The organism is Parabacteroides sp. AF27-14 (assembly GCF_003635425.1).
In the GTDB taxonomy this organism is placed as follows: Bacteria; Bacteroidota; Bacteroidia; order Bacteroidales; family Tannerellaceae; genus Parabacteroides; species Parabacteroides distasonis.
Map to the genome: position 1 here is coordinate 15,754 of NZ_QTLZ01000034.1, position 22,783 is coordinate 38,536.

Consider the following 22,783-nt stretch of genomic DNA (forward strand, 5'->3'; position numbering starts at 1 on the left):
TATAAAGAGAGCTTTTTAACGACCTCACCGCAAACTATGTTTTTGAACCCCTTCGTTTCACTAATGGATTATTTATTTGAGACCGATGTATCTGTACCCCCTGATGATTATTATCCATTCCGGCAGCAATATCAAAATAGCGCATGGCCTTTTCCTCGTTCCCCAAGCCCAAATACCCGAGTGCCATCAGATAATTACAATGGATACGATTCTTCTTGTTCATATCATCTTCCCAAATCTGCAAGTCTGGTAAAGAAACGGCAAAGTAGTCCATTTTAAAGACATCATACAAATGTTTCTCTCCGTAAGAAATCAGGTTATTAAAACGACTGCGGGCTTCCTCCTCACGTCCTAGTTCACGCAACGCCAATCCTTGATAGAATATCTTGTCTGGTTTCTGGTCGTTGTAATACACGGCGGCGGCGGGTTGGCTGTTTCCTACACTGGCTTCCAGAAAGAGAGATTCGGCCTCTGCCTTCTTCCCCACACCTCTCAACGCACAGGCCTTATAATAATTAAAGTCGTTCTCCTGAGCACCGTACAGTTTCCCTTCTCCTAGATTATGCGGATAAACGAAACATTCTTCGATCAGGGATAATGCTTCCGTGTACTTTTCTTCTGCCAATAGTCTCTTAACCAGTTCAACACGTGCCAGTTGGTATTGCGCCGGTACTTTGCCTTCTCCTCCTTCCCATGGGTGGAATTGACGATCATCAATCATGTGGATCGCTTCTTCATAACGCCCTAACTGGTTCAACAAGGTTAGATATTCCAGATACAGATCATCACGACTAAAAGCTACATCCTTATATTTGTCCAAGAATGCCAACCGTTCGGTATGCGGGCGATTCAATCGTTTATACAATTGATCAAGTTCCATTAGGACGCGAGCATCTGTTGTATCCAGAGCGAATGCTTTTTCCAGCAATCTCACCGCCTCTTCCTCTTTGCCCAGCTTGTTAAAATAGGCCAACGAAAGGTTACGCAATACGGTCGGGAAGGTAGCATCTTGTTTCATGGAGGTTTCCCAGGCTGCAATTGCTTCCGGATACTGGCGTTTATCGTACCATAAGTTACCCAAGTAATAAAGCGCCTTCGGTGTTTCTTCCGCAAAATCAATTACCGCCTGAAGAGCGAGAATAGCTTCCAGCGCATTGGGGAAACAGCAATCCGGGGTTTGCCGCTCTGCCTCACGGATAGCGGCCAACGCCTCTTCCTTCCGGTCCAGACAGATTAGGAACCAAGATTTATAATAATGTAACATGGTCTGCCCCAACACCTTCATGCAGATTACCTTATCTACCACATCCAGCGCTTCTTCCCAACAACCGGCCGATGCATAGTCAAGTGCCAACTCTTCATAATTATGAGCTTCCGGACGCATCAGGGAGACCAAAGTCTGCCAGTCGGCATCATTCCCGGTCAGCAAGAACTTCTCAAAGCCGCAACCAAAGTTGAAACGATCCATACGAAGCGATTCTTCTATCAAAGATAAGGCATCTTCTTTTCTCCCCAGATGGCGAAGGATAGTAGCCTTCAAATGACGTCCACGCAGGTTATGCCAATTACGAACCAATGATTTATCGATTTCATAAAGAGCCTCTTCCCAATCACCACGGGCAACAGATAACTGTGCCAGCGAATAATACCCGGCATCCTGCCAAGCCGCGTTCCAACAAGCCTTGTAGAAAAAGCCGTAAGCTTCTTCCGTCTTCCCTTGGTATTTCAGTGAAAGACCGAGGTTATACAACGGCTCTCCGTCATAAGGATTCGGATTCCGTTCGGTCAAGGTCTTTACTGCCTGGCGCAAATAAGGTTCCGCCTTGGCGAACTGCCCCTTACGGATCAACCACAAGCCCATGGCATTATTGTTGCGGACATCGGTCGGGTCACGACGGATCGCTTCCTGATAATAATCAGTAGCCGAATAAGTGGCATGGCGGTATTGCTCTAGGTGTAAACCCGTCAGATACAATTGTTCCGTGGTACGGACATCTGCCGGATCGAGTGCCGCTTTAGCCGGCTCGGGCACCTCCTTGATCACATCAGGCTCAGGCTCCCAGGCTAGCATTTGCTTTCCTTTGTCATTAGAAATACGCACTTTTACATCCGTAAGGCTGTCGACAGGCACAAATACCTCAAAGATATTCTCAGGAGTGACATCACCCGTCATATCCAAGCAAATCTCGCCAGATCGCTCAACTACGATATGCAAGTCCTTTTGTGCGGAAGTAGCGAATATCCTAAGCAAAGCCCCCTTGCCTTCGGGCTCAATATTCATCAAAAGCTCAGAAGAGGCATTCTTCACTACACCCAATTCGCGGTAAGGCATGAAGTATTGAGTGAAAGTCTTCTCCTCGTAAGGCTGTAACCAAGTAAAATCAGGCTGGTTATCCGTGTACACGCCTGTCATTAATTCGATATAAGGACCATCCGAGTCAGTCAGGTTACGGTCCCAGGCCTGCCCGAAGTCGCCATTCCCCCAAGTCCATTGTTTCTTACCCGGTGAGATATGATGGTTCGCAACATGTAATACACCGGCACGGGTATCATTCTCATAACCGCCCACAAAGTTATAGTTGGAACGGATCGCCATATAGGAAGTAGGTACCGGGATATTCTTGTAACGGGAGATATCCACACCCGCCGAATAGTCCATCTTATAATACGTACCTGTAGCGATCGGATAACGGGACACGTCGCGTTTGCCATGGTCGAACACTGCGTTTACATCAGCGGGAAATACCGATTGATAGGCATCGTTCACAGCCACCGCCGGGTTCGCCCACCAAAGGAATGTCTGGGGTATCGGAGTAGGGTTGTATAGTTTCCCTTGTATTTCGAGTACGGCACGCCCCGGACGCAACGTAAAACCAGCCATTCCCTTCTGGTGAAACATACGCTCGCGTTCGCTCACCCAGACAATGGCACTACCATCGGCACAACGTTCAATCGTAAAGTCAATCGGAAGGAACGTACTCGGACGGTGATGTTGTGGCCAGTTAAACTCGATACCTCCGGAAATCCATGGCCCTGTCAGACCCACCAAAGCCGGTTTAATAACCTGATTATAGTAGATGAAATGGCGTTTTTTGATCTTATCGTACGCCATTTGTACACGTCCGCCCAACTCCGGCAGGATCATTACCTTTATATATTCGTTTTCCATCCATACAGCATGGTAACTCTTATTTTCGCAGGTATCCTCTATCTTTTCCACTACCGCATAAGGATAAACCACCCCGCTGCTTCCTTGGTAGACACGCTTCTCAAGGAACATCGGATTCTTTTCGGCTTTGCCAATACCGTAGGTAGGAAGAAGGATATCCTCTTCCCAAACTTTCACATTTTCAGCCATTGCAATCTATTTATTTTGTTAATTCTTTTTCCAGTTCTTCCAAGGTCTTACCTTTCGTCTCAGGGAGCTTGGCACGGATAAAGAGAAATCCGGACAGGCAAATGATACCATACAACCAGAAGGTACCCGAAGCTCCTACCACCTCATTCAATATCGGGAACGTATAGGTCAGCACGAAACAGGCCACCCAAAGGAAGAAAGTCGAGATCGCCATCGCCATCCCCCGTATCCGCACCGGGAATATCTCGGAAAGCACGACCCATACGACCGGAGCCAACGACATGGCATAGCAGGCTATTGCCATCACTACCAACAGCAACATCGGCCAACCGCTTATCTCAAAAAAATAGCAAGTCCCCAAGATAGCGTATATGACCGCCAATCCGGCCGAACCCACAAACATTAAACTCCTTCTACCCCATTTATCCACCGTATAGATAGCGACAAAAGTAAAGATCACATTCGTCACCCCTGTCACGACAATATTCATCAAGACATCGGAAACGGTATAACCCGCTTCCGAGAAGATCTCGTGCGCATAATTAAAGATCACGTTGATACCGCACCATTGCTGGAAGATAGCCAGTACGATCCCGATCATCAAGACATTCCGTACACCGGGTTGAAGCAAGGCGTTCCAATTATTTTTTTCTTCCCGCTTGCCGGTCAGTTGTGCCAATTCGTTCAATGTCCGATCGGCATAGGAGGCACCGCCGATACGCATCAATATACTCCTAGCTTGGGCTGTCTTTTGAACCATTGCCAGCCAACGCGGGCTCTCCGGTATAGTAAAAGAAAGCACGAAGAATAATCCGGCAGGAACCAGTTCCGCCCAGAACATCCATCGCCAAGCCCATTCCACACTTTCGCCACTCAACACCTCACTCCCTTGGGTAAAGTATTCTCCGATCTGCCAGTTAGCCAGCTGCGCCATCAAGATACCCAGCACAACCGTAAGCTGGTTCAGCGACACGAACTTTCCGCGAACGGATGCCGGAGCCACTTCCGCGATATACACCGGAGAAACATTCGACGCGATACCGATACCGAAACCTCCAATAATGCGATAGAGTATAAACCAAGTGAAACTATCGACCGCCCCGGTTCCGTAAGCCGACCAAACAAAAAGGAAAGAAGCGATAACCAACATCTTTTTACGCCCGTATTTGTCACTCCACTCACCGGATAGCAAAGCGCCCGCCAAACAACCGATCAACGCGCTACTCATCGCCCACCCGCGTAGAGCGGCAGATCCTTCCAATCCAAAAAAAGGCTCATAGAATATTTTAGCGCCACCGATCACCACCCAGTCGTAACCGAACAGCAATCCTCCCATGGCAGAGACAAGGCAAATAAGTAATAAGTAAGCAGTTGTACGCTTCATGATAATAGAATTAAAGTTATGGTGCAAAGAAACAGCCTTTCTACTAAAAGAGAAATAGATAAAACAAGCTCATTAATGGACAATCTTTCGAATTAATTATATCTTTGCGATCTATAATCGAACAGATTCCATGATCAAACGAAAAGACGGTTTTAATGGCGAACGGGCATTGGTACTTCCTTTGTCTGTTGTACAAGAGATGGAGAAAGACGCACTTTCCTCGGTCCTGCACATTACGGATATAGGTTATTATCCCAAGGCATTACATCACTTCCGGGAACGTACGGAACCCATTAGCCAGTTTGTCTTTATTTACTGTATAGAGGGAGCCGGCTGGTTTCGTACCAATGAACAAGAGTATGCCGTAAAAGCCAACCAATATTTCATATTGCCCGCAGGAATACCTCATGCATACGGTTCGGACGAAAGTAACCCATGGACAATCTACTGGATACATTTCAAGGGAAAGCTGGCTTCTTACTTTGCCGGGCAAGCCAATCGCCCGATAGATATCAAACCAAGTATCCAGTCTCGCATCAGTAACAGAAACGATCTTTTCGAAGAAATATTCCACACGTTGGAAATGGGGTATAGCCATGAGAATCTCCTGTATGCCTGCTCCGCTTTCCATTACTACCTCGGATCACTACGTTATTTGCAACAATACCGTGAAGCCGCTCGCGACGAATCCGACTCAAACGATATCGTCACGGCAGCCATCCATTACATGAAAGAGAACCTTGAGAAACGACTTACACTAGCCGATCTAGCGGCCCATACCGGCTATTCTCCCTCCCACTTCTCCGTGCTATTCAGCAAGCGTACCGGATACGCCCCACTCACCTACTTCAATCAATTGAAAATCCAGCAAGCTTGCCAACTGCTGGACTTTACCGACATGAAAATAAACCAGATTTGTTTTAAAATAGGAATTGAAGATACCTACTACTTCTCCCGCCTGTTCAGCAAGGTGATGGGGATACCACCGAGGAAATATAAGAAGCAGAAAAAGGGATGATCCCACGTTCATCCTTTCTTCTGCACCACGATACGGCAAGTAAGCGGGGCACGCAGGTTATAGGAGTCTTTATAATAGACCTCCGCCGCCCCGATCTTCAGTTTCGCCCGGATCTTTACCGGGATATGGTTCTCGTCATCACCGATCCAAACCTCCGCCGCTTCCTTGGCTTGGGAAAATGCCTCATCGTAGATATCGATATAGAAATGACGGGTACGGAATTTCGCCTCCTTATGCTCGACGATCTGTTGTCCCGTATAGCGAAAACGGGCGTTCACGAGCTCCCGGCCGATAGCGATCATGAAAGGGAACTCCGCCCCGTAACTCATCGTCCGCCAATCCAGCGAACGGAGATACATCGTAGCTCCCAGCATATCGAATACACGTCCTTTCGCCATTAGCATCGTGTCGATCTTCGTCTCCTTTAATGTATGGCGATGCGAGTGGATATCGATCCTACCGCTTCCTTGATACTCAAACTGGAGATTATCCACCAGATAGTAGTCTCCCTCGTTCGTGCGCTTCGAGCTGAACAAGAGCCGAGGCTCCTTTGAGTAATGGCAATCCATCGTATCACGCATCCTGAAGACTTTCTCGATCACGCCGGCAGAGCGGAACAACAGGTTATAATGCCATGACGGCGCTCCTTGGTATTCCGATTCTTTCACGGAAAGGGTAGCCAATCCGGCCTTCGACATGATCAGCCCCCATTTGAAATAAAGATCGTAATCCACCCGTTCCCCATGGGATAACGGCAACGTTTGTGCCCGCAAAGACGTAAGACTCGCTACACACAAAAAGAAAACGCATATATACAGTTTAGAAGCGCAAGCCGCCCACACCGCTGTTCCTATTGGACGAAGACTGTGTTCCCTCATTTTTGTAATCTCTTTTCTTTTTCGTTAGCTCTTTCGGTTTATTCTTCGTGATATCGATCGGTTTCTGCCGTTTCATCGGTGTAGCCTTGATATTCCAAGTCTCCTCCACTTGCCAGTTCTGCATGATATTGAATATCTTCGGGCAATAGAAGACAAGTTCCGGCTGCCGTTTATCGGCGTAATTACCGGTATCCCAGACACCGTTATCATTCACGTCTAATACTAAACGGGCATAATATTTATCCGGTTTCAAGTCCATGAAAAGCACGCCGCCATCTTTTACCTTCACCTTACGGATCGGCTGGTCGCTGCTATTCAATAATTCCACGAAAGCGGTGGTATCCGCTCCCTCGATATTGATATATAAATGCCCGTACTCATCTTCCTTCTTGATCTTGAATTCCCCGCTATACACATCGTTCCATTTACCATAGGCACTGAATATCGTGGCGGAATCTACTTCCAAACGGAATTCCTCGCCATATCTCCACGGGCGCTTGATGAAGAAATTCAAGGAATTCGTCGTATCCGGAAAGAAATCGAAGTCTACGGCTTCCCAAAGCGTATCCACTTTCTGATCCAGATAGAAATGATCTTTCGTTAACCCCGCTACCGGTTCGCTAAACGTAACAGCGACCGTATCATACAGGTTGATCGAACCGGAAGCGTTTACGTTCATTCCCAGAAACTCGATGGGTTCCGGCTCATCGTCTTTTTTCTTTTTCTTCTTCTCCACAGGACGGCGACGCACGGTAAATTGTACCGTATCGGTCTGCGGACGAAGTATATTCATGGAATCGCTTTTCAGGTAATTCACCTCCACTTGCAGCGTATCTTGCTTCCAGATCAAAGAATCGGTCAACCAGTAATGCACGGCTTTTCCTTCCTCCGCTGTCTGCAAGAAATACCAATTGCTATCCGCCGGGGTGAAATTCAAAGGAACCGGTACCGGAATAGTATCCAAGGAGGTATTGAAACGCAAGGTTAGTATTTTCTCATCCGTACGCTCCGGCTTCAACATATATTGACGCTCTACTTTCTCCTTAAACAGGCGCAACTCGATATTGTCCGGCATAAAATGGGTATAACCGACTGTCATCACCGTATCGATCGTCAAGCTATCTTTCCAAATCGTATCCTGACGGGTCGTCAACTCGAACGCGGGGACGATCAAGGAATCGTAAAAAGCGATCTGCTGCCCGGGCTGGCTGTACTTATAGGAGCGCATCACATCCTCCAAGGCATAGATCCGATAGGTCCCCGGGGCCATATTACGAATCGTAAACTCTCCCTTGTCGTTCGTACGGGAAGTACGGACAAATGGGATCGTCGTAAAGGCGGAATCCTCCAGATTCGTATGCACACCGATCGTAATACCCGGCATAGGCTCCAGATTCTCGGCGTTCAGCAAGACTCCGGACACCTCCATACTGTCGATGGATTCGCCGGTAGAGAACGCGAAGGAATAATTCTCCAATACATTCTTCTCATTATTATCGGAGATCGAATTGGTAAAGTCTATCGTATAGGTCGTATTCTCCTTCAACGTATCCATCAGCTCGATGACCGCCTTCCGGCCGTTCGCCCGGATAACGGGTTGCTCCATTTGGGGTGGAGTGATGATCACGTTCTCGGTAGGCTTATCGATCTGGATCAACTCATCAAAGATAATCTCCACCTTCTTTCCCTTATAGTTTATCTGGTTAGGCAACGGCGTACTGCTTACGAACTTAGGCGGGGCCTCATCATAAGGCCCCCCGTTCGGCGAGGCTATATTCGCGCACGAGTACAGCACGGCCAACAAAAGTACTCCTATAAAGAACCGTAAACTATTTCTTACGTATTTATCTTCCATTCAATCTTCATATTTCAATTGAGGGACAAAAATAGGGAAAAATCCTGTGAACGATAAGGATATATACGCTAATTAATCTATCTTTACAAAGGACAAGGTTCCGTTTGATTCATCGATTGACATTTTGACAATTTGTCATCTTACCCTCCGGAAAGTCGCATATTTCGGACTAAAGTACGGTTCGCTCTCAAATACGAGAAAATAAATTAGCAATACGCTAGCTCATAGATAGATGCCGAAAAACGACCTTTTATTCTAGCGAAACCATTCACCGTAATTCACCCCAAAAGAGCCAAAATAGAAGTCCGATACCACCCCAACCGGTTCATGAACCTACTTGAATGCCCATTCGCACTTACTTCCGATCCAGTTCACAGCTACTTCCGATGCCCAACGGCAGTACTTGCGCATCCAATCGGCAGTACTTGCGTATCCTTTTTCCATTACTTTCGCATAAAAACAGCCCTATTTCCGGTTCCCTAGCCTTATTTTCACCACTTCACGCTCCTAATTCGTCCTTTTCGTTCACATCACTTGTCACGATAAGCAGCCTCTTTTCGACAAGAAGACAGCCATACCTAACTTATTCCTTACAAAAGCACAACCGGATAAAACAAACGCAAAGCTCCTAACGCACATACTATAAAGGAAAACCATAGCGACCCCCATAAGATCATAAGCATTTGATAACTAAAGGAAAAGAAACAAAAAGGTGATTCCCGCGGACACTAAAAGTGATTTCTATGGACACTTACCTGTCTGAAGTTCTCCTCTTTTCATAAACTTTATACTACATTTGTTTCGCATATATATATTCGAAAAATTCTAATAAAAAGATGTATCAATGAAACGTTTTCTGATAGGCTTTGCGTTTTGCTTCCTACAACTGGCTGCTTTTTCGTTTTGCTCGGGTGATGAACCCATGCCCGCTCATTTTACCGAATGGAAAGCGGAAACGATTGTCGATAAATCTGAAATAGACCGGACCGGCTTGGATGCTTGGTTCAAATCAGAGGAAATCAGCGATGACGTTTTCGACCGCATGTGGCTGAAATCGTGGAAAGAGGATTGTCCCTTGGACAGATCCGATCTCCGTTACCTGAAAGTGCTGCATCGCAATGCCGATGGATTGCCGCAATGCGGCGAGATGGTAGTAAACACCGCTATCGCGGATAAAGTACTGGGAATATTTCGCCAGCTCTATGAAGCAGGCTACCGGATCGAGAGGATGGCGTTGATTGATAATTATGGCGCCGATGATGAGACATCGATGCGCGCCAACAACTCCTCCTCGTTCAATTTCCGCTTCATGACGGGTTCGACTACTAAAATATCCAAACATGGCCTTGGGCTTGCCATCGATATCAATGCGCTTTACAATCCATACGTCAAGCGAAAAAGTGATGGTACTTGGCACATCGAGCCTGCCACTGCCGAACCGTATGCTTTCGACCGCGAGAGTAGAACCGACATCCCGTATAAAATAGACCACGATGATTTGGCGTACAAACTCTTCACTGAGGCCGGATTTGAATGGGGCGGTGATTGGACTTCATTGAAGGATTATCAGCATTTTGAGATAAACCTATCATTATGAACACATTTCGATTATTAGTTTTATCTTTGGCTATCATCAGCTTATTTCCTCGAAAACATGTACGTGTTTTTCCTAAGCTGGTTACAGAGCTCCTTTTACCGAGGAGGATTAACACTTCGTTTTAGCAACCTGAACCCAATCCGGCAATACAAACACTTTCGCTTCTCGCAATATTCTCGTTTTAACTGGATGAGTGATTGCGTATCACCAGCGTTATGGACTTCGATACCGGATCGAGCGAAAGCGGTTACGATATGATTGCGTTCCGGCGGGATACTCTCCAAGAGGCGGGTCGCACGCAGGCAATACTCAGGAAGTTTATTTCGACCGCCGTAAGCGAATAGCAGAGGGACTACCGTATTTATTAACAGGATATTCAAGGCATTCTCCCCGATCATTTTATCTTTTTGCACCGAGGCGTATTGGAAGTGATAATGATTCTTCCAATAATCCGAGGGTTGGATACGGAAATAATCCTTGATCTCTTTAGGAGAAGAAGCGGACAGGATCATCGAGAACAACGTATCGTACCGATGCCAGATAGCGGACAGTTGCGCCAACTTCACATGCGGGAAGTTGGTCGGACGGATGCGAAGGCTTTTGAACAAGGAGTCATCCAAAGGCTTGAGGCCGAACTTATGGCGGAGAAACTCATATTCCCGCCTCAGCAGACGGTAGTAATGGCAGGAGCCCTCTTCCGAGAGCATACCCGCTTGTCCGAAAAGCATCGCCTCTACTTGCGACTCGCTAGCCCTTTGCTTTTGGATATATCGCAGGGGGAGGCTTTTCGCCAACCACTCGAAAGCGTCGCTATTCACGCCAAAGCCGAAACTACGGGTCAATAGGATATAGAATACCTCGTTCCAATCCTCTTGGTACTGATCCAGCAGACGGTATATATCCTCTGTCTTTCGTTCCAGCCGCTCACTGAGCAAGGTATCCATCCATGAGGCCAGATGCACGGAGTCCACATCTTGAATCCGCTCAAGACAGGGGACGGGCACCTCTCTTGCCAATAACCAATCGATATTTTTCCGGGCAGGTTCCGGAACGGGTAATATCAATTGAGGAATAGGCTCACCGTTCATCCGGCAGATGGATGCGTCATTTACACCTGTTACATGCAAGATAACGGAGTCATATGCCTTATCCGAATCATGATGATGCAGCAACCAATCGGAAGCTTTCTCGTGGATCTCCACGCTTCCGGCCCATACCGTGCCGTCAATCTTTATCTTGGCGTTGAAGAAGTCGGGACCGGCGTCGGTGTTTTGTATTCCGGGATCGATAACAGCGATGGGAAGCCCCTCGGTGGTAGCCAATGAAGTACTCGCGTAGAGTTTGTATTTCCAAACATAGTGTAATAAACGTTCCATATTCTTTCAGAGTTAAGATTTTGGATTCAAATGTAATTCATTTTCTGTATATTTGCGACATTAATTGAATTAAAGTATGAAAATTGCACTTATAGGTTACGGGAAAATGGGCAAAACGATCGAGCAGATCGCCATCCAAAGAGGACATCAAATTGTTTCCATCATAGATATCAATAACGCTGAGGATATATATTCAGAAGCGTTCAAGAGCGCCGACGCGGCGATTGAGTTTACTACCCCGGCTACCGCTTTCAATAACTATATGAAATGTTTCGAGGTAGGCGTGCCGGTCGTATCGGGTACTACCGGATGGCTGGACCGTATCGGCGAGATCAAGGAGAAATGCGAGAAAGAGGGCAAAACCTTCTTCTACGCCTCCAACTTCAGCATCGGCGTAAATATCTTCTTCGCCATGAACAAGTATCTGGCGAAAATCATGAACAACTTCCCCTCCTACGACGTTAAAATGACGGAAGTCCACCATATCCACAAGCTGGACGCACCCAGTGGAACGGCTATCACGTTGGCCGAAGGTATCTTGGAAAACATCGATCGTAAAGACCGCTGGACCTTAGAGAACGCCGAGAACGCGACCGACCTGCCGATCCACGCCATCCGTGAGGGTGAGGTTCCGGGTATCCACGAGATCACGTATGAGTCGGACGTAGATACGATCAGTATCAAGCATGATGCCAAGAGCCGTGCCGGATTTGCGCTAGGCGCCGTAATAGCGGCAGAGTTTACCGCCGGAAAGAAAGGTTTCCTAGGCATGAATGACTTATTCAAATTCTAAACGTATTAGCTAAAAGATGAAGAAGTTCACGAAAAAACAATGGATCAAGTTTAGTATAGCGGCCGTATTATACACGTTGTTCGCTATCTGGATGCAAAACTTATGGTTACTGCTGGGATTAATCGTCCTAGTCGATATATTCTTGACGCACTACATCCCTTGGGGAGCTTGGAAACGGTCTAAGAACCCGGCGGTACGCAACGTATTGGAATGGGTGGACGATATCGTATTCGCGCTGGTAGCCGTTTATTTCATCAATTTGTTCGTCTTCCAGAACTATCAGATACCGAGTTCTTCCCTAGAGAAATCCTTGCTGGTAGGAGATTACCTGTTCGTCAGCAAATTAAGTTACGGCCCTCGCGTTCCGAACACTCCGATCTCCTTCCCGTTGGTACAAAATACGTTGCCTATCTTAAACTGCAAATCGTATCTGGATTGGCCGGAATGGGGCTACAAACGGGTGAAAGGTTTGGGCCACGTGAAACGTAATGATATCGTAGTGTTCAACTTCCCCGCAGGCGACACGATCGCCGTGAAAGTGCAAAACCCAGATTACTACTCCTTGGTCGAGGAGTACGGACGGGAACGTATCTTATTGGATAAGGCCACGTTCGGCGAGGTTATGTACCGCCCGGTCGACAAACGGGAGAATTACGTGAAGCGTTGTATCGGTATGCCGGATGATACGCTCCAACTCATAGACAACCAAGTGTACATAGACGGTAAACCCGCCGAGAACCCGAAAGATATGCAGTTCAACTACTTCATCGAAACAGACGGTTCCCCGATCACAGAGGAGCAATTCCGCCTAATGGACGTAAGCAAGGATGACCGTATGCTGGCCTCCAGCGGCGGTTATTACCAGAACCTATTGTCATACCTAGGCTTTACGCCTAACGCGAACGGACAGTACAACCCGGTATATCGCCTGCCACTCACGAAAAAGGCCTTGGCGATAGCGGAGAAGTTACCTACCGTGAAGAAGGTTATCATCGAGCCGGAGACGTTGGGCGGCCCTACCTATCCGGTCGGATACAATACTGGCTGGACCCGTGATAACTTCGGGCCGCTTTGGATCCCGAAGAAAGGGGCTACCATCCCGTTGGACGAACGTAATCTGGCGTTGTACAGCCGTTGTATCAAGAATTACGAGAACAACACCTTGGAAATGAAGGACGGCAAGGTCTACATCAACGGCAAGCCCGAGACTTCCTATACGTTTAAATACGATTATTACTGGATGATGGGCGATAACCGCCATAATAGCGCGGATAGCCGCTCATGGGGTTTCGTACCCGAGGATCACATTGTCGGCAAGCCGATCTTGGTTTGGCTATCCTTGGACAAGGATCGCAGTCTGTTCGACGGTGGTATCCGTTGGAACCGCCTGTTCCGCTGGGTTCATCCGGATTAAGAGGTGAAAACTTCGTATTATGACAATCCAACGATTCCTGATAGTTCTCATGAAATGGCTGGCAGCTTTCGCGCTAGCCTCGGGGATCGTCATGCTCATACGTCTTTTCTGCATAGAGTCCTATCGCATCTCCACGGACTCTATGGAAGAGGCTTTACATAAAGGGGATTATATCCTAGTCAATAAAATACCGGGGAAGAATAAGCCCGTCCGGGGCAAGGTCGTGCTTTTTACCAGTCCGCTCTCTCGAGATTCAGCGGATGCTCCCTTATTCATCAGCCGCTGCATCGGTATGCCGGGCGATACGATCCGGGTCAGCATGGACGGATATACGATAAACGGGCAGAAAATCCCCCGCTCTCCCCGCTCCCTCAGCTCCTATTTCATAACACTGAGCGCCAAGGAGACGTTCTTGGAGACGTTAGAGAAGTTGGACATCCCACTTAGGGATTTCAGGCAGGAAAGTTTTGGCTGCATGCTCAGCCTCACGGCTTTCGAGGAATATCAATTGAGGGAGGAATTGCCCGATGCCATAAACCGTCATTTTATCGGGGAACAAATGCAAGAATACATGTTGATCGTCCCCCGGAAAGACCGGGCTTACCCGCTGGACGCAGCCTCGCTCACCGCCTGCAAGGAGATCATCCTGCGGGAGACGGATGGCAAGGCTTCCTTCCGCGACGGAAAGTTATATCTGGACGGGCGGGAGACTAATTTCTTCTTTTTCCGACAAGACTACTATTGGGTACTGTCCGATAATACCAACGAGGCGGTAGATTCCCGCCATCTCGGTTTCATACCGGCCGACCATATCGTCGGCAACGCTTGGCTCTGCTGGTACAGCCCCGACAAACAACGAATCTTTAAACCCGTTCATTAATCATGCGACCTGTATATATAGCGACCGCCTATCTAGGCCCCATACAACAATATTGCAAGATGCTCCAATACCCGGAAGTCCGTATCGAGACCGCCGAGAATTACGTGAAGCAAACCTATCGTAACCGCTGCGTCATCGCCGCCGCGAACGGCCCACTCTCCCTATCCATCCCCATCGTCAAGCCGGATACCTTGAAATGCCAGACCAAGGACATCCGTATCTCCGACCACGGAAACTGGCGGCACCTACACTGGAACGCTTTGGTATCGGCCTACAATATGAGTCCGTTTTTCGAGTATTATGCCGATGACTTCGCTCCTTTCTACGAAAAGAAATACGAGTTCCTCCTCGACTTCAACGAGGAACTGCGCCGTCTAGTCTGTGACCTGTTGGATATGCAACCCGCAGTCGTCTACACCGAGCATTATGAGCCAGAGGTAGCCAACGATTTCCGGGAAACGATCTGCCCGAAACACGAAGGGGAAGATCCCGCCTTCCACCCGGAACCTTATTATCAAGTATTCCGGGAGAAATTCGGATTCCTCCCCAATCTGAGTATTGCTGATTTGCTGTTCAATATGGGCCCCGAAGGACTCGTTACGTTACGGGCATCGATTACCGGATCTCTTTAATCGCTTGTATCAAGGCTTCCATATCTTTCGGGAAGATATCTCCGATATTACCGATACGGAACGTATCCGCATCCGAGATCTTACCCGGATAGATCACGAAGCCTTTCTCCTTCAGCCGTGCGTAGAACGAGGTGAAATCGAAATCCGCGGAAGGATATAAGAACGAAGTGATAATAGGCCCTTGGGCATCATCGGGCAGCAAGGTCTTGAAACCCAATCCACGCATACCTTCCACCAATATCTGGTGATTCTCCTGATATCTCTTATAACGAGCCGTGATACCGCCTTCCTCGTTCAATTCCTTCATCGCTTGGTAGAAAGCGTGAACCACGTGCGTCGGAGACGTGAAACGCCATTTGCCTCCCCCTTTCTCCATCGCTTCCCACTGGGCATAGATATCTAAGGAAAGCGAGCGGGCATTCCCCTTCGTCGCCATCAATTTATCTTTTTGAGCGAGGATAAAGCCGAAGCCGGGAACTCCTTGAATACATTTGTTCGCGCTACTGACCAAGAAGTCGATACCTAAACCTTTCACGTCGATAGGGACACCGCCAAAGCTGCTCATCGCATCCACGATAAAGGTAATCCCCCGGCCCTTGATCACCTCGGCTACCTCCTCAATCGGATTCAACAAACCGGTCGTGGTCTCGCTATGTACCATTGAGAGATGCGTGATACCGGGATGCTCCTCCAAGGCACGTCGGGCTACCTCGCCAGTTACCAGTTCCGTCTCATGCAAAGAGACCAGTACGTAATTGATATGATAATAATCGGCGATCTGCGCCATACGTTTGCCATAAGCGCCGTTAGCGAGGATCAACAATTTATCCTCCGGACACACGGTAGCCCCGATCGTAGCCTCCACACAATACGTTCCGCTACCTTGCAGCAGGACACTGGTGTACTCATCCCCGTCCAGTCCCGCTATCGCCAGCAAGCCTTTACGGATCGGGGTAACGATACCCTCGTTATAATCCTTATCCCACGTACACCAATCTTGAAGCATGGCCTCACGTACCGTCTGCGACGTACTCAACGGGCCCGGTGTCAATAATAAATAGTTTCTCATATGATTGTTTTATTCTATTCGGTTATCAAGCTTAATTCCTGTTGTTAATCTTCTCGATGCAAGCGGGCAGCTCGGCGATCGTATCCAAGACGAAATGAGCCCCCGCCGCCAACATACGCTCACGCACCTCTTTCTTCAGAGATTCCCATTCTTCCGCCGGACGGCTGTTATATTCCTCCTCGCTCACGCCCATCTCGTTGCTACCGGTCACGATACCGACGCTCCATACCTTGGCGTTCACGCCCTCCTTAATATCAGCGATCGTATCTCCTACCTTCACCACTTGATCTACGGAAGGAATCGCTAAATCTATCATATTCTTATAGATCATATACGGGGCGGGGCGACCGGCCGGGACCTCGTTTGGTGTCACCAGATTATCTACCCTATATCCTTTGGCCTCGGCTCCGGGACGGACAATCTCCATCATCTTCGCCATGTACCCGGTCGTAGAGCCGATCTTTATACCTTGCTCGCGAAGCATCGCCATCGTCTCCAAGACTCCCGGTATCGGAGTGGTGAAATCCTTCAAGGAAGCGAACAAATGTTTCTCGAAACTAGCGTACATCTCATCCACGTCCCCCTTGTTCCAGTCCCTCTTATACAGGGCACGGAACTTCTCGTTCACCTCCGGCATGCTCAAGATCGCCTTGATATGATCGATCTTCAAGAGACCCATCGGCTCACGGGCCTGCCGGTAAGTGATATCAATCCCTTTCTCTTCCGAGAATACCTTGAGAAAAGCGTTCAGCGGAGCGAAGCATCCATAATCCACGGCCGTACCGGCCCAATCCATAATGACACCTGAAATCTTCTTCATATTCTGTATGTATCGTATTTAATAATTTTCTTGTTTAAGCGATCGTAAGGACATTGTTTTCGGTAGGTTCAAGAGTTGCTATTTCCTCGCAGCCACATAAAGCGGTCTCCTTGCGATAGCGTTGCCGCAAATATACGAAGGAAGCGACAAAAGTGGCGCAGCAAAAGATCCCTACATATCCGGCAAGTTGGTTATAAAATACCGCCCAGTCCAATCTCGTACCCACGAATTCCTTTAGCACCAATACCAGTATCGTACCCGTGTACCCCAGAAAATCTGTTAAGACAATAAAGAAACCGACGTTTCCCCGTATCTTGAAACAAGCGATGAAGCGATCGAAGAAAATCGTCTGGAAGGTTAAGTAAGCCATATACAGGCAAAGGCTCTGCAAGAAAAGCCATGTCACCGGGCTCAATCCCATCCGCTCCTGCCCGAACGACACGAACGCCATGACCATCATGCCCGTAATAATCAAACCGTACAGGACTGAAAGCGCCTTAAAATTATCTTTCACGAGCACCATCAAACCAAAGATCGCCAAGATAGTCAAGGTCACCACGCTATCTATTTGCGTGAACAACCAAGGCGAGTAACCGGACATATCGATGATATTCACCAAGAAGTCCTCCTTGATATCCCGCAATACCACGATCGCTATATTCGCCACGAAAAGCATCGTCAAGAAAGGCATGAAATGCTTAAAAAGCTCCCAACGCTGCCGCCCGTTCAAGGTCTCCCGCTCCGACTTCAAGGCGATATCCTCCTCCGTAGGCTGTGGAAGCCGGTTCAGCGCATATCCCAACAAGGCTAGCAAAGGCAATGCCACCGCCCCGATCAAGGCGGGCATCCAGAACTCGCTGACCTGCCACGTATCCATTACGTACAAGCCGACAGACTTTGCCGTACCGGAACTGATCACCATACTTACGCCCAACAAACTAGCGAGGACATCCGTCATCCTACGTCCTTCTATAAAGCTGAAAATAATCCCCCACATACATCCCAGCGAAAGCCCGTTCAAGAACATCGCCGCTATATTATAAGGAGCCGAGAGCAACCCGAAGAATACCAACGAAAGTTCCGCCATCACCACGGACATCAAGATGAACCGCAAGCGCTCTTCCCGCCGCAACTCCGATATCAACTTAATTCCCATGAACTTCGACACCACGTACCCCAAGATCTGCACGATCGTAACCGCCACCTTATAGTCCATATTGAATACCTCCAGATCCTCGAAAGCGGCAGCCGTATAAGGCTTACGCAACATATATACCAAGGAATAAGAAAGCAAAGCGGCCCCTCCGGCCCATAGGATGAAGAAGAGATCGGAAACCCGCCTCCGGGATGTTTTATTTGTCTGTATCGCAGTGTCCATAATCTTCTGTCGTTTTATTTTCGAAGGCAAAAGTACAGCCGCCATGTTACAGACATATTACTGAACCCATGAATGTATATTATTAATACCCAACTAGGAATCAATAAATTATAAAGAAATATTTATGTAACATTCATGAAACGGAAACGCAACATATGTCCTCTTATTTTGTAAGGTAAATCAAGAGTATAAACACATGAACAATCTTCAAGAATTCTACCGAAAGATCGAATATCTACGAAGCAATGGGGTTAAGATGAAAGAGATAGCCGACTGGATCGATATGGCTCCCAGCATATTGTCCTCCCTATATACGACCGTATTGCCGAATTATTTCGAGGGCATCAAGAGTTACCCGCCGGAAGAAGCGCTGGACTCGGCGCTCGCCCTAGTGAATAACGTGTCGAAAAAACGTTTGCTTTCCCATATAGAGGAGATGATCCTTCGCCTAGACCAGATGGAGCTCGCCGAACCGGATAGCCTAAAAGATAATCCTTTCGCCAAGCAATTGATGGAGGAGACACGGCTCTCCGCCTCTAAAATAGAGGCTTTCAAAGGAATCTATACCAGTTACAGCCTTTCTTCCTCCTCGGACTGCCTCAAGATGGAACCCTTCCTACTCTCCCCCTCGGATAATCAAGTCCGTGTAGGGCGGATCAGCGCTTATGGAGAGGCTCAATGGGGATTCGGGATCATGCCCGATCCTCAGAATTTCCATTGCATGCTGAACGAGAACCAAGCGCCCCAATTCACGATGGTAACGATATACCTGCAAATACCATTTTTCAAGAATCCCCGCCAATTACGAGGATTATACATCGGTCAGGATTATAATCGTAACCCGATTGCCCGCCGAATCCTTCTTATCAAGGAATCAGAAAGCACGGAGATCGATGAATTCATGAGCCGGAAAAGCGGACTGATCGATAAAGAAGATTTTACCCCGGAACAACAGGTCTACTATGATTATACTTGCCAGACAGGAGATTTTATCAAGATGTGTACAGTCCCATCCCTGCGGATGGACGAGAGTGATTTAGTCAAAGAAAAGAAGATGCTAACCCTATAAACCAGTAGAGACGGGGCATGCCCCGTCTCCCACCATCCTAATATAATAGAGACTGATTATTCCTTCTGGAACTTCCTGCTCACCTTCAAGAGGTTCGCCGTAAAAGAAACCACGTTCTGGGCTTCTTGTACCATGTTCAAATAAACCATGCTCACCTTCGTGCTGCCGGACTGCCCTTGGATACGCTTCAACTCCCCTTTCTTCAAGGCGGTAAGTTGGTTCATCAAGGTAATCGACTCAGCGATCAGCTCCTCAAAACCAATATAATCGTTTTTACGGATCATAATAGCGCAATTTCTCAAGAAGGAGATGATTTGTTCAGATACCTTACCAAAATCATCTTTCTGTACCGGACTCAACGGGCTGAAATTATTATCGATATGATCTTTCATCGGTTCTGCCAAGCGACGGATACTGAATATGATCTCGCTGGCGAAGTCATTTCCTTGATAATAATAAAGCCCCTTCTCCACGGCGATGTCGTGATCCAATTGGGTAACGCCAAGCGTACCGACACGTTTCACTTGCTTCAAGTGAATCTTCTTCTCCTCCACGGCAGTCAAGACCTTGCGCAACTCACGGAGGTTCTCATTCATGAATCCATTTACTGCCTTGCCGAATACTTCCGCCGTAAAATCCAGATCGGATTGTAATTCCTCACGGCTATGCTCGCGGAACAGGGCCAAAGCCTCACGGGTATCCGTAGCCTTACGAAGTTTAGACACCGTAGAATTCACCTCCTCCTTCAATGCCTCTTTCCGCAATTTAGCCTTATAAGCGAAGTGGCTACGAACCAACGAATAGATCGCCAAACCAATCATAGCGACCAAAGCTGGAATACCTCCCCAATAAATCAAGAGAGCGACGATGAAACAGATCGTAAAAGCAGCCCCTGCCGTAATGAACCAACCACCTATCACGGACAATACGCCTGTGATGCGATATACGGCGCTCTCACGCCCCCAAGCACGGTCTGCCAACGAAGTACCCATAGCGACCATGAAAGCCACATACGTCGTAGATAAAGGCAATTTCAAGGAGGTTCCCAAAGCGATCAGCAATCCGGACAAAACCACGTTCACCGAGGCACGTACCAAGTCGAAGCTAGCCTTGTCATCCATGATCATCTCGCTTTGGTTGAAACGGCTATCAATCCAGTTCTTAACCGGAGTGGGCACGATACTTAATATCGTAGCGGATATATTACTGCAATTCCGTACCAATACCCGTGCGACAGGCGATGTACCGAAAGACTCCTCTCCATCCGATTGACGAGACAGATCCAAGGAAGTCTTCACCACGTTCTGAGCCTTTTTGGAGGTAGCCAAGGCGATTACCATCACGACCCCGGAACCCACCAAGAAATACCAAGGTGTCTGGGCCGGTCCCAACAAAGAGGTCATCAAAAATGTATCTGTGGTAGTGGTCCCTCCCTGCGCCATCAAGTCCATATAAGAGGAATAGCCAGCCAAGGGGACTCCGATAAAGTTCACCAAGTCATTCCCGGCAAAAGCCAACGCCAAGGCAAACGTACCCATCAAAATGACCACCTTGAATACATTCACCTTCAACCAATGCAATACCTGCATCAAGATCGTAAAAAATACCATACATCCCAAAACGATCATCCCCGTATTGGCATACACCATATCCTTGAACTCACCCGTCATAAAAGAACTTGTCTTCAGTCCCTTTATCAGCATAAAGTAAATGATGGAAGTGGCCGCTAAACCTCCGAACAGACCAATAAAATATTTAGAGCTTTTCTTATAATTAAACGAGAACAAGATCCGGGACAGATACTGCACGATCACACCAAAGAAAAAAGCGATCGCCACAGAAAGAAAGATACCCAGAATCACGGTAAAAGCCTTTTCGGTATTCAGCAGATCCCCCAATTGCAAAGCGCCTGAAGAACTAGCGATCTTTACCAAGGCGATCGCTACCGTTCCACCCACCAACTCAAACACCATGGAAACCGTTGTCGAGGTCGGCATACCTAATGAGTTAAAAATATCCAGTAGCACCACATCCGTAAGCATAACGGCCGCAAGGATACACATGATCTCCGAGAAATAAAAATGCTGGGGTTGATAAATACCATGCCGGGCGATATCCATCATACCATTGGATAACGCCGCACCAACAAAGACTCCCACAGCAGCGATAGCGATAATAACTTTAAAGGATGCGGCTCTCGCGCCGATAGCTGAATTCAAGAAATTCACGGCATCATTACTAACACCGACCGATAAATCTACGATGGCCAATACAAACAAAAATATGACCAAGAACAAATAAAATGTTTCCATACTGATTGTTATAATTCTTGCGCAAAGTTCTGAAACAATTATTTCGCATCCGTTACATACATATTACAATGATGTTACAACCTGCGGATTAGATTCAAAAACAACCAGATATGAAATTAGGTTGAAATTAACATCAAGTATTTCTCTTTTAAGAGAGAGATCCACTAAGGGTTTTTATATACATTTGCGACTATATATTTAGAAGGGAAATAAGTTAACAAGATTCTAGTTACTTGGAAAAACACTCCAAAGAAATAATGCAATGGGTCTGTGAAATCGCGCTATCCGATTCTCAAACTGCTTTTAAATCGCTTTATTTAGCCTATTTTCAGAGGCTAATGCGGTTTACATCCCTTTATGTGCCTTCCTCTGTAGAAGCTGAGGAAATTGTCTCTGATACATTTCTAAGTCTTTGGAATAATAGAAAGTCATTACCGGAGATCTCTAACTTCGATTCTTATATCTATGGCATAGCCCGCCACAAAGCCATCAGCCTATACCGGACACAGCATATGGAGAAAGTCCAGATCGATGAGAATACGATCGATTTATTTGCGCATACTGATACTACGCCCGAGGAAGAACTTATTTCTAAAGAATGCATCGATCATTTAAATGAGGCGATCAATACACTCCCGGATAAATGCAAGATGGCTTTTAAACTGATCCGTGAAGATAAGATGAAATATAAGGATGCGGCAAATATCCTAGAAATATCAGTAAAGACATTAGAAGCCCACATCGCCACGGCAGTCCGAAAACTACGGGAATCTCTAGCTAAAGAAATAAACGACTGATCTATCCATTTTCCCCAGTTGTAGAGACGTAGCGTGCTGCGTCTCATCCCCTAGCAATAGTAACAATACTATCAGTCTGTAGTGAGCGAGGCACGCCACGTCTCTACAACGGCTGGTGTATATACCAAAAAAAGGAGCCAATCTTTCGACTGA

General features: G+C 47.3%; 17 protein-coding genes. 8 read left to right on the plus strand and 9 right to left on the minus strand.

The window, feature by feature from the left end:
• Positions 1-34 precede the first annotated feature (34 nt).
• Both DWY79_RS20895 and DWY79_RS20900 read right to left on the minus strand, forming a co-directional pair.
• A complete protein-coding gene (locus tag DWY79_RS20895; protein ID WP_122370309.1) occupies positions 35-3,358 on the minus strand; it encodes a DUF5107 domain-containing protein in 3,324 nt (1,107 codons plus the stop codon).
• Between the two features lie 10 nt (positions 3,359-3,368).
• Positions 3,369-4,742, minus strand: coding sequence for a sugar porter family MFS transporter (locus DWY79_RS20900; RefSeq protein ID WP_122370311.1), 1,374 nt, complete (start codon positions 4,740-4,742; stop codon positions 3,369-3,371).
• Positions 4,743-4,872: 130 nt separating this feature from the next.
• On the opposite strand from DWY79_RS20900, the gene DWY79_RS20905 reads away from it, so the two are divergent.
• Complete coding sequence (locus DWY79_RS20905; protein ID WP_122370313.1) at positions 4,873-5,760, plus strand: AraC family transcriptional regulator; 888 nt, start codon at positions 4,873-4,875, stop codon at positions 5,758-5,760.
• An 8-nt stretch (positions 5,761-5,768) separates the two neighbouring features.
• Here DWY79_RS20905 and DWY79_RS20910 read toward each other — a convergent pair whose 3' ends face one another.
• On the minus strand, positions 5,769-6,638 hold the full coding sequence (locus tag DWY79_RS20910; RefSeq protein WP_034532330.1) for a DUF3108 domain-containing protein: 870 nt from the start codon (positions 6,636-6,638) through the stop codon (positions 5,769-5,771).
• A complete protein-coding gene (locus DWY79_RS20915; RefSeq protein WP_122370315.1) occupies positions 6,580-8,493 on the minus strand; it encodes an Ig-like domain-containing protein in 1,914 nt (637 codons plus the stop codon). The genes DWY79_RS20910 and DWY79_RS20915 overlap by 59 nt, the downstream gene beginning before the upstream one ends.
• A gap of 922 nt (positions 8,494-9,415) precedes the next feature.
• Here DWY79_RS20915 and DWY79_RS20920 point away from each other — a divergent pair.
• Entirely contained in the window at positions 9,416-10,090 is a 675-nt protein-coding gene (locus tag DWY79_RS20920; protein ID WP_233564027.1) for a M15 family metallopeptidase, read from the plus strand.
• A 95-nt stretch (positions 10,091-10,185) separates the two neighbouring features.
• Here DWY79_RS20920 and DWY79_RS20925 read toward each other — a convergent pair whose 3' ends face one another.
• Positions 10,186-11,466 carry a DUF2851 family protein gene (locus tag DWY79_RS20925; RefSeq protein WP_122144730.1) on the minus strand — a complete coding sequence of 427 codons (1,281 nt, stop codon included), beginning with the start codon at positions 11,464-11,466 and terminating at the stop codon, positions 10,186-10,188.
• Between the two features lie 76 nt (positions 11,467-11,542).
• Here DWY79_RS20925 and dapB point away from each other — a divergent pair, with 76 nt between their 5' ends.
• The 4 genes from dapB to DWY79_RS20945 are packed head-to-tail and all read left to right on the plus strand — an operon-like array spanning position 11,543 to position 15,185.
• Positions 11,543-12,259: a 4-hydroxy-tetrahydrodipicolinate reductase gene (dapB, locus tag DWY79_RS20930; RefSeq protein WP_005863996.1), complete on the plus strand. Its 717-nt coding sequence runs from the start codon at positions 11,543-11,545 to the stop codon at positions 12,257-12,259.
• A gap of 16 nt (positions 12,260-12,275) precedes the next feature.
• The gene (locus DWY79_RS20935; protein ID WP_122370319.1) at positions 12,276-13,673 is read left to right on the plus strand and encodes a S26 family signal peptidase; all 1,398 of its coding nucleotides are present in this window, start codon (positions 12,276-12,278) and stop codon (positions 13,671-13,673) included.
• Positions 13,674-13,692: 19 nt separating this feature from the next.
• A complete protein-coding gene (gene lepB, locus DWY79_RS20940; protein ID WP_005860657.1) occupies positions 13,693-14,553 on the plus strand; it encodes a signal peptidase I in 861 nt (286 codons plus the stop codon).
• Between the two features lie 2 nt (positions 14,554-14,555).
• The gene (locus DWY79_RS20945; RefSeq protein ID WP_122144731.1) at positions 14,556-15,185 is read left to right on the plus strand and encodes a WbqC family protein; all 630 of its coding nucleotides are present in this window, start codon (positions 14,556-14,558) and stop codon (positions 15,183-15,185) included.
• Here DWY79_RS20945 and phnW read toward each other — a convergent pair.
• The 3 genes from phnW to DWY79_RS20960 are packed head-to-tail and all read right to left on the minus strand — an operon-like array spanning position 15,169 to position 18,452.
• Positions 15,169-16,254 (minus strand): 2-aminoethylphosphonate--pyruvate transaminase, encoded by a 1,086-nt coding sequence (phnW, locus tag DWY79_RS20950; protein WP_122144732.1) that lies wholly within the window; start codon positions 16,252-16,254, stop codon positions 15,169-15,171. The two genes, DWY79_RS20945 and phnW, sit on opposite strands and share 17 nt — an antisense overlap.
• Before the next feature lie 31 nt (positions 16,255-16,285).
• On the minus strand, positions 16,286-17,074 hold the full coding sequence (gene phnX, locus DWY79_RS20955; RefSeq protein WP_122370321.1) for a phosphonoacetaldehyde hydrolase: 789 nt from the start codon (positions 17,072-17,074) through the stop codon (positions 16,286-16,288).
• A gap of 34 nt (positions 17,075-17,108) precedes the next feature.
• On the minus strand, positions 17,109-18,452 hold the full coding sequence (locus tag DWY79_RS20960; RefSeq protein ID WP_008774290.1) for a DUF5690 family protein: 1,344 nt from the start codon (positions 18,450-18,452) through the stop codon (positions 17,109-17,111).
• 196 nt (positions 18,453-18,648) lie between these two features.
• Between DWY79_RS20960 and DWY79_RS20965 the strand changes: the two genes are divergently transcribed.
• Positions 18,649-19,521, plus strand: a complete 873-nt coding sequence (locus DWY79_RS20965; protein WP_005863981.1) for a hypothetical protein — start codon at positions 18,649-18,651, stop codon at positions 19,519-19,521.
• A gap of 56 nt (positions 19,522-19,577) precedes the next feature.
• Here DWY79_RS20965 and DWY79_RS20970 read toward each other — a convergent pair whose 3' ends face one another.
• On the minus strand, positions 19,578-21,833 hold the full coding sequence (locus DWY79_RS20970) for an inorganic phosphate transporter (RefSeq protein WP_005863979.1): 2,256 nt from the start codon (positions 21,831-21,833) through the stop codon (positions 19,578-19,580).
• Between the two features lie 257 nt (positions 21,834-22,090).
• Here DWY79_RS20970 and DWY79_RS20975 point away from each other — a divergent pair, with 257 nt between their 5' ends.
• Positions 22,091-22,630, plus strand: a complete 540-nt coding sequence (locus DWY79_RS20975) for an RNA polymerase sigma-70 factor (RefSeq protein WP_005860644.1) — start codon at positions 22,091-22,093, stop codon at positions 22,628-22,630.
• The last annotated feature ends 153 nt before the right edge of the window (positions 22,631-22,783 follow it).

Excerpts from the sequence above, each read along its gene's own strand:
- DWY79_RS20895 (WP_122370309.1), bottom strand. The coding sequence starts at position 3,358 with ATGGCTGAAAATGTGAAAGTTTGGGAAGAGGATATCCTTCTTCCTACC.
- DWY79_RS20900 (WP_122370311.1), bottom strand. The coding sequence starts at position 4,742 with ATGAAGCGTACAACTGCTTACTTATTACTTATTTGCCTTGTCTCTGCC.
- DWY79_RS20905 (WP_122370313.1), top strand. The coding sequence starts at position 4,873 with ATGATCAAACGAAAAGACGGTTTTAATGGCGAACGGGCATTGGTACTT.
- DWY79_RS20910 (WP_034532330.1), bottom strand. The coding sequence starts at position 6,638 with ATGAGGGAACACAGTCTTCGTCCAATAGGAACAGCGGTGTGGGCGGCT.
- DWY79_RS20915 (WP_122370315.1), bottom strand. The coding sequence starts at position 8,493 with ATGGAAGATAAATACGTAAGAAATAGTTTACGGTTCTTTATAGGAGTA.
- DWY79_RS20920 (WP_233564027.1), top strand. The coding sequence starts at position 9,416 with ATGCCCGCTCATTTTACCGAATGGAAAGCGGAAACGATTGTCGATAAA.
- DWY79_RS20925 (WP_122144730.1), bottom strand. The coding sequence starts at position 11,466 with ATGGAACGTTTATTACACTATGTTTGGAAATACAAACTCTACGCGAGT.
- dapB (WP_005863996.1), top strand. The coding sequence starts at position 11,543 with ATGAAAATTGCACTTATAGGTTACGGGAAAATGGGCAAAACGATCGAG.
- DWY79_RS20935 (WP_122370319.1), top strand. The coding sequence starts at position 12,276 with ATGAAGAAGTTCACGAAAAAACAATGGATCAAGTTTAGTATAGCGGCC.
- lepB (WP_005860657.1), top strand. The coding sequence starts at position 13,693 with ATGACAATCCAACGATTCCTGATAGTTCTCATGAAATGGCTGGCAGCT.
- DWY79_RS20945 (WP_122144731.1), top strand. The coding sequence starts at position 14,556 with ATGCGACCTGTATATATAGCGACCGCCTATCTAGGCCCCATACAACAA.
- phnW (WP_122144732.1), bottom strand. The coding sequence starts at position 16,254 with ATGAGAAACTATTTATTATTGACACCGGGCCCGTTGAGTACGTCGCAG.
- phnX (WP_122370321.1), bottom strand. The coding sequence starts at position 17,074 with ATGAAGAAGATTTCAGGTGTCATTATGGATTGGGCCGGTACGGCCGTG.
- DWY79_RS20960 (WP_008774290.1), bottom strand. The coding sequence starts at position 18,452 with ATGGACACTGCGATACAGACAAATAAAACATCCCGGAGGCGGGTTTCC.
- DWY79_RS20965 (WP_005863981.1), top strand. The coding sequence starts at position 18,649 with ATGAACAATCTTCAAGAATTCTACCGAAAGATCGAATATCTACGAAGC.
- DWY79_RS20970 (WP_005863979.1), bottom strand. The coding sequence starts at position 21,833 with ATGGAAACATTTTATTTGTTCTTGGTCATATTTTTGTTTGTATTGGCC.
- DWY79_RS20975 (WP_005860644.1), top strand. The coding sequence starts at position 22,091 with ATGCAATGGGTCTGTGAAATCGCGCTATCCGATTCTCAAACTGCTTTT.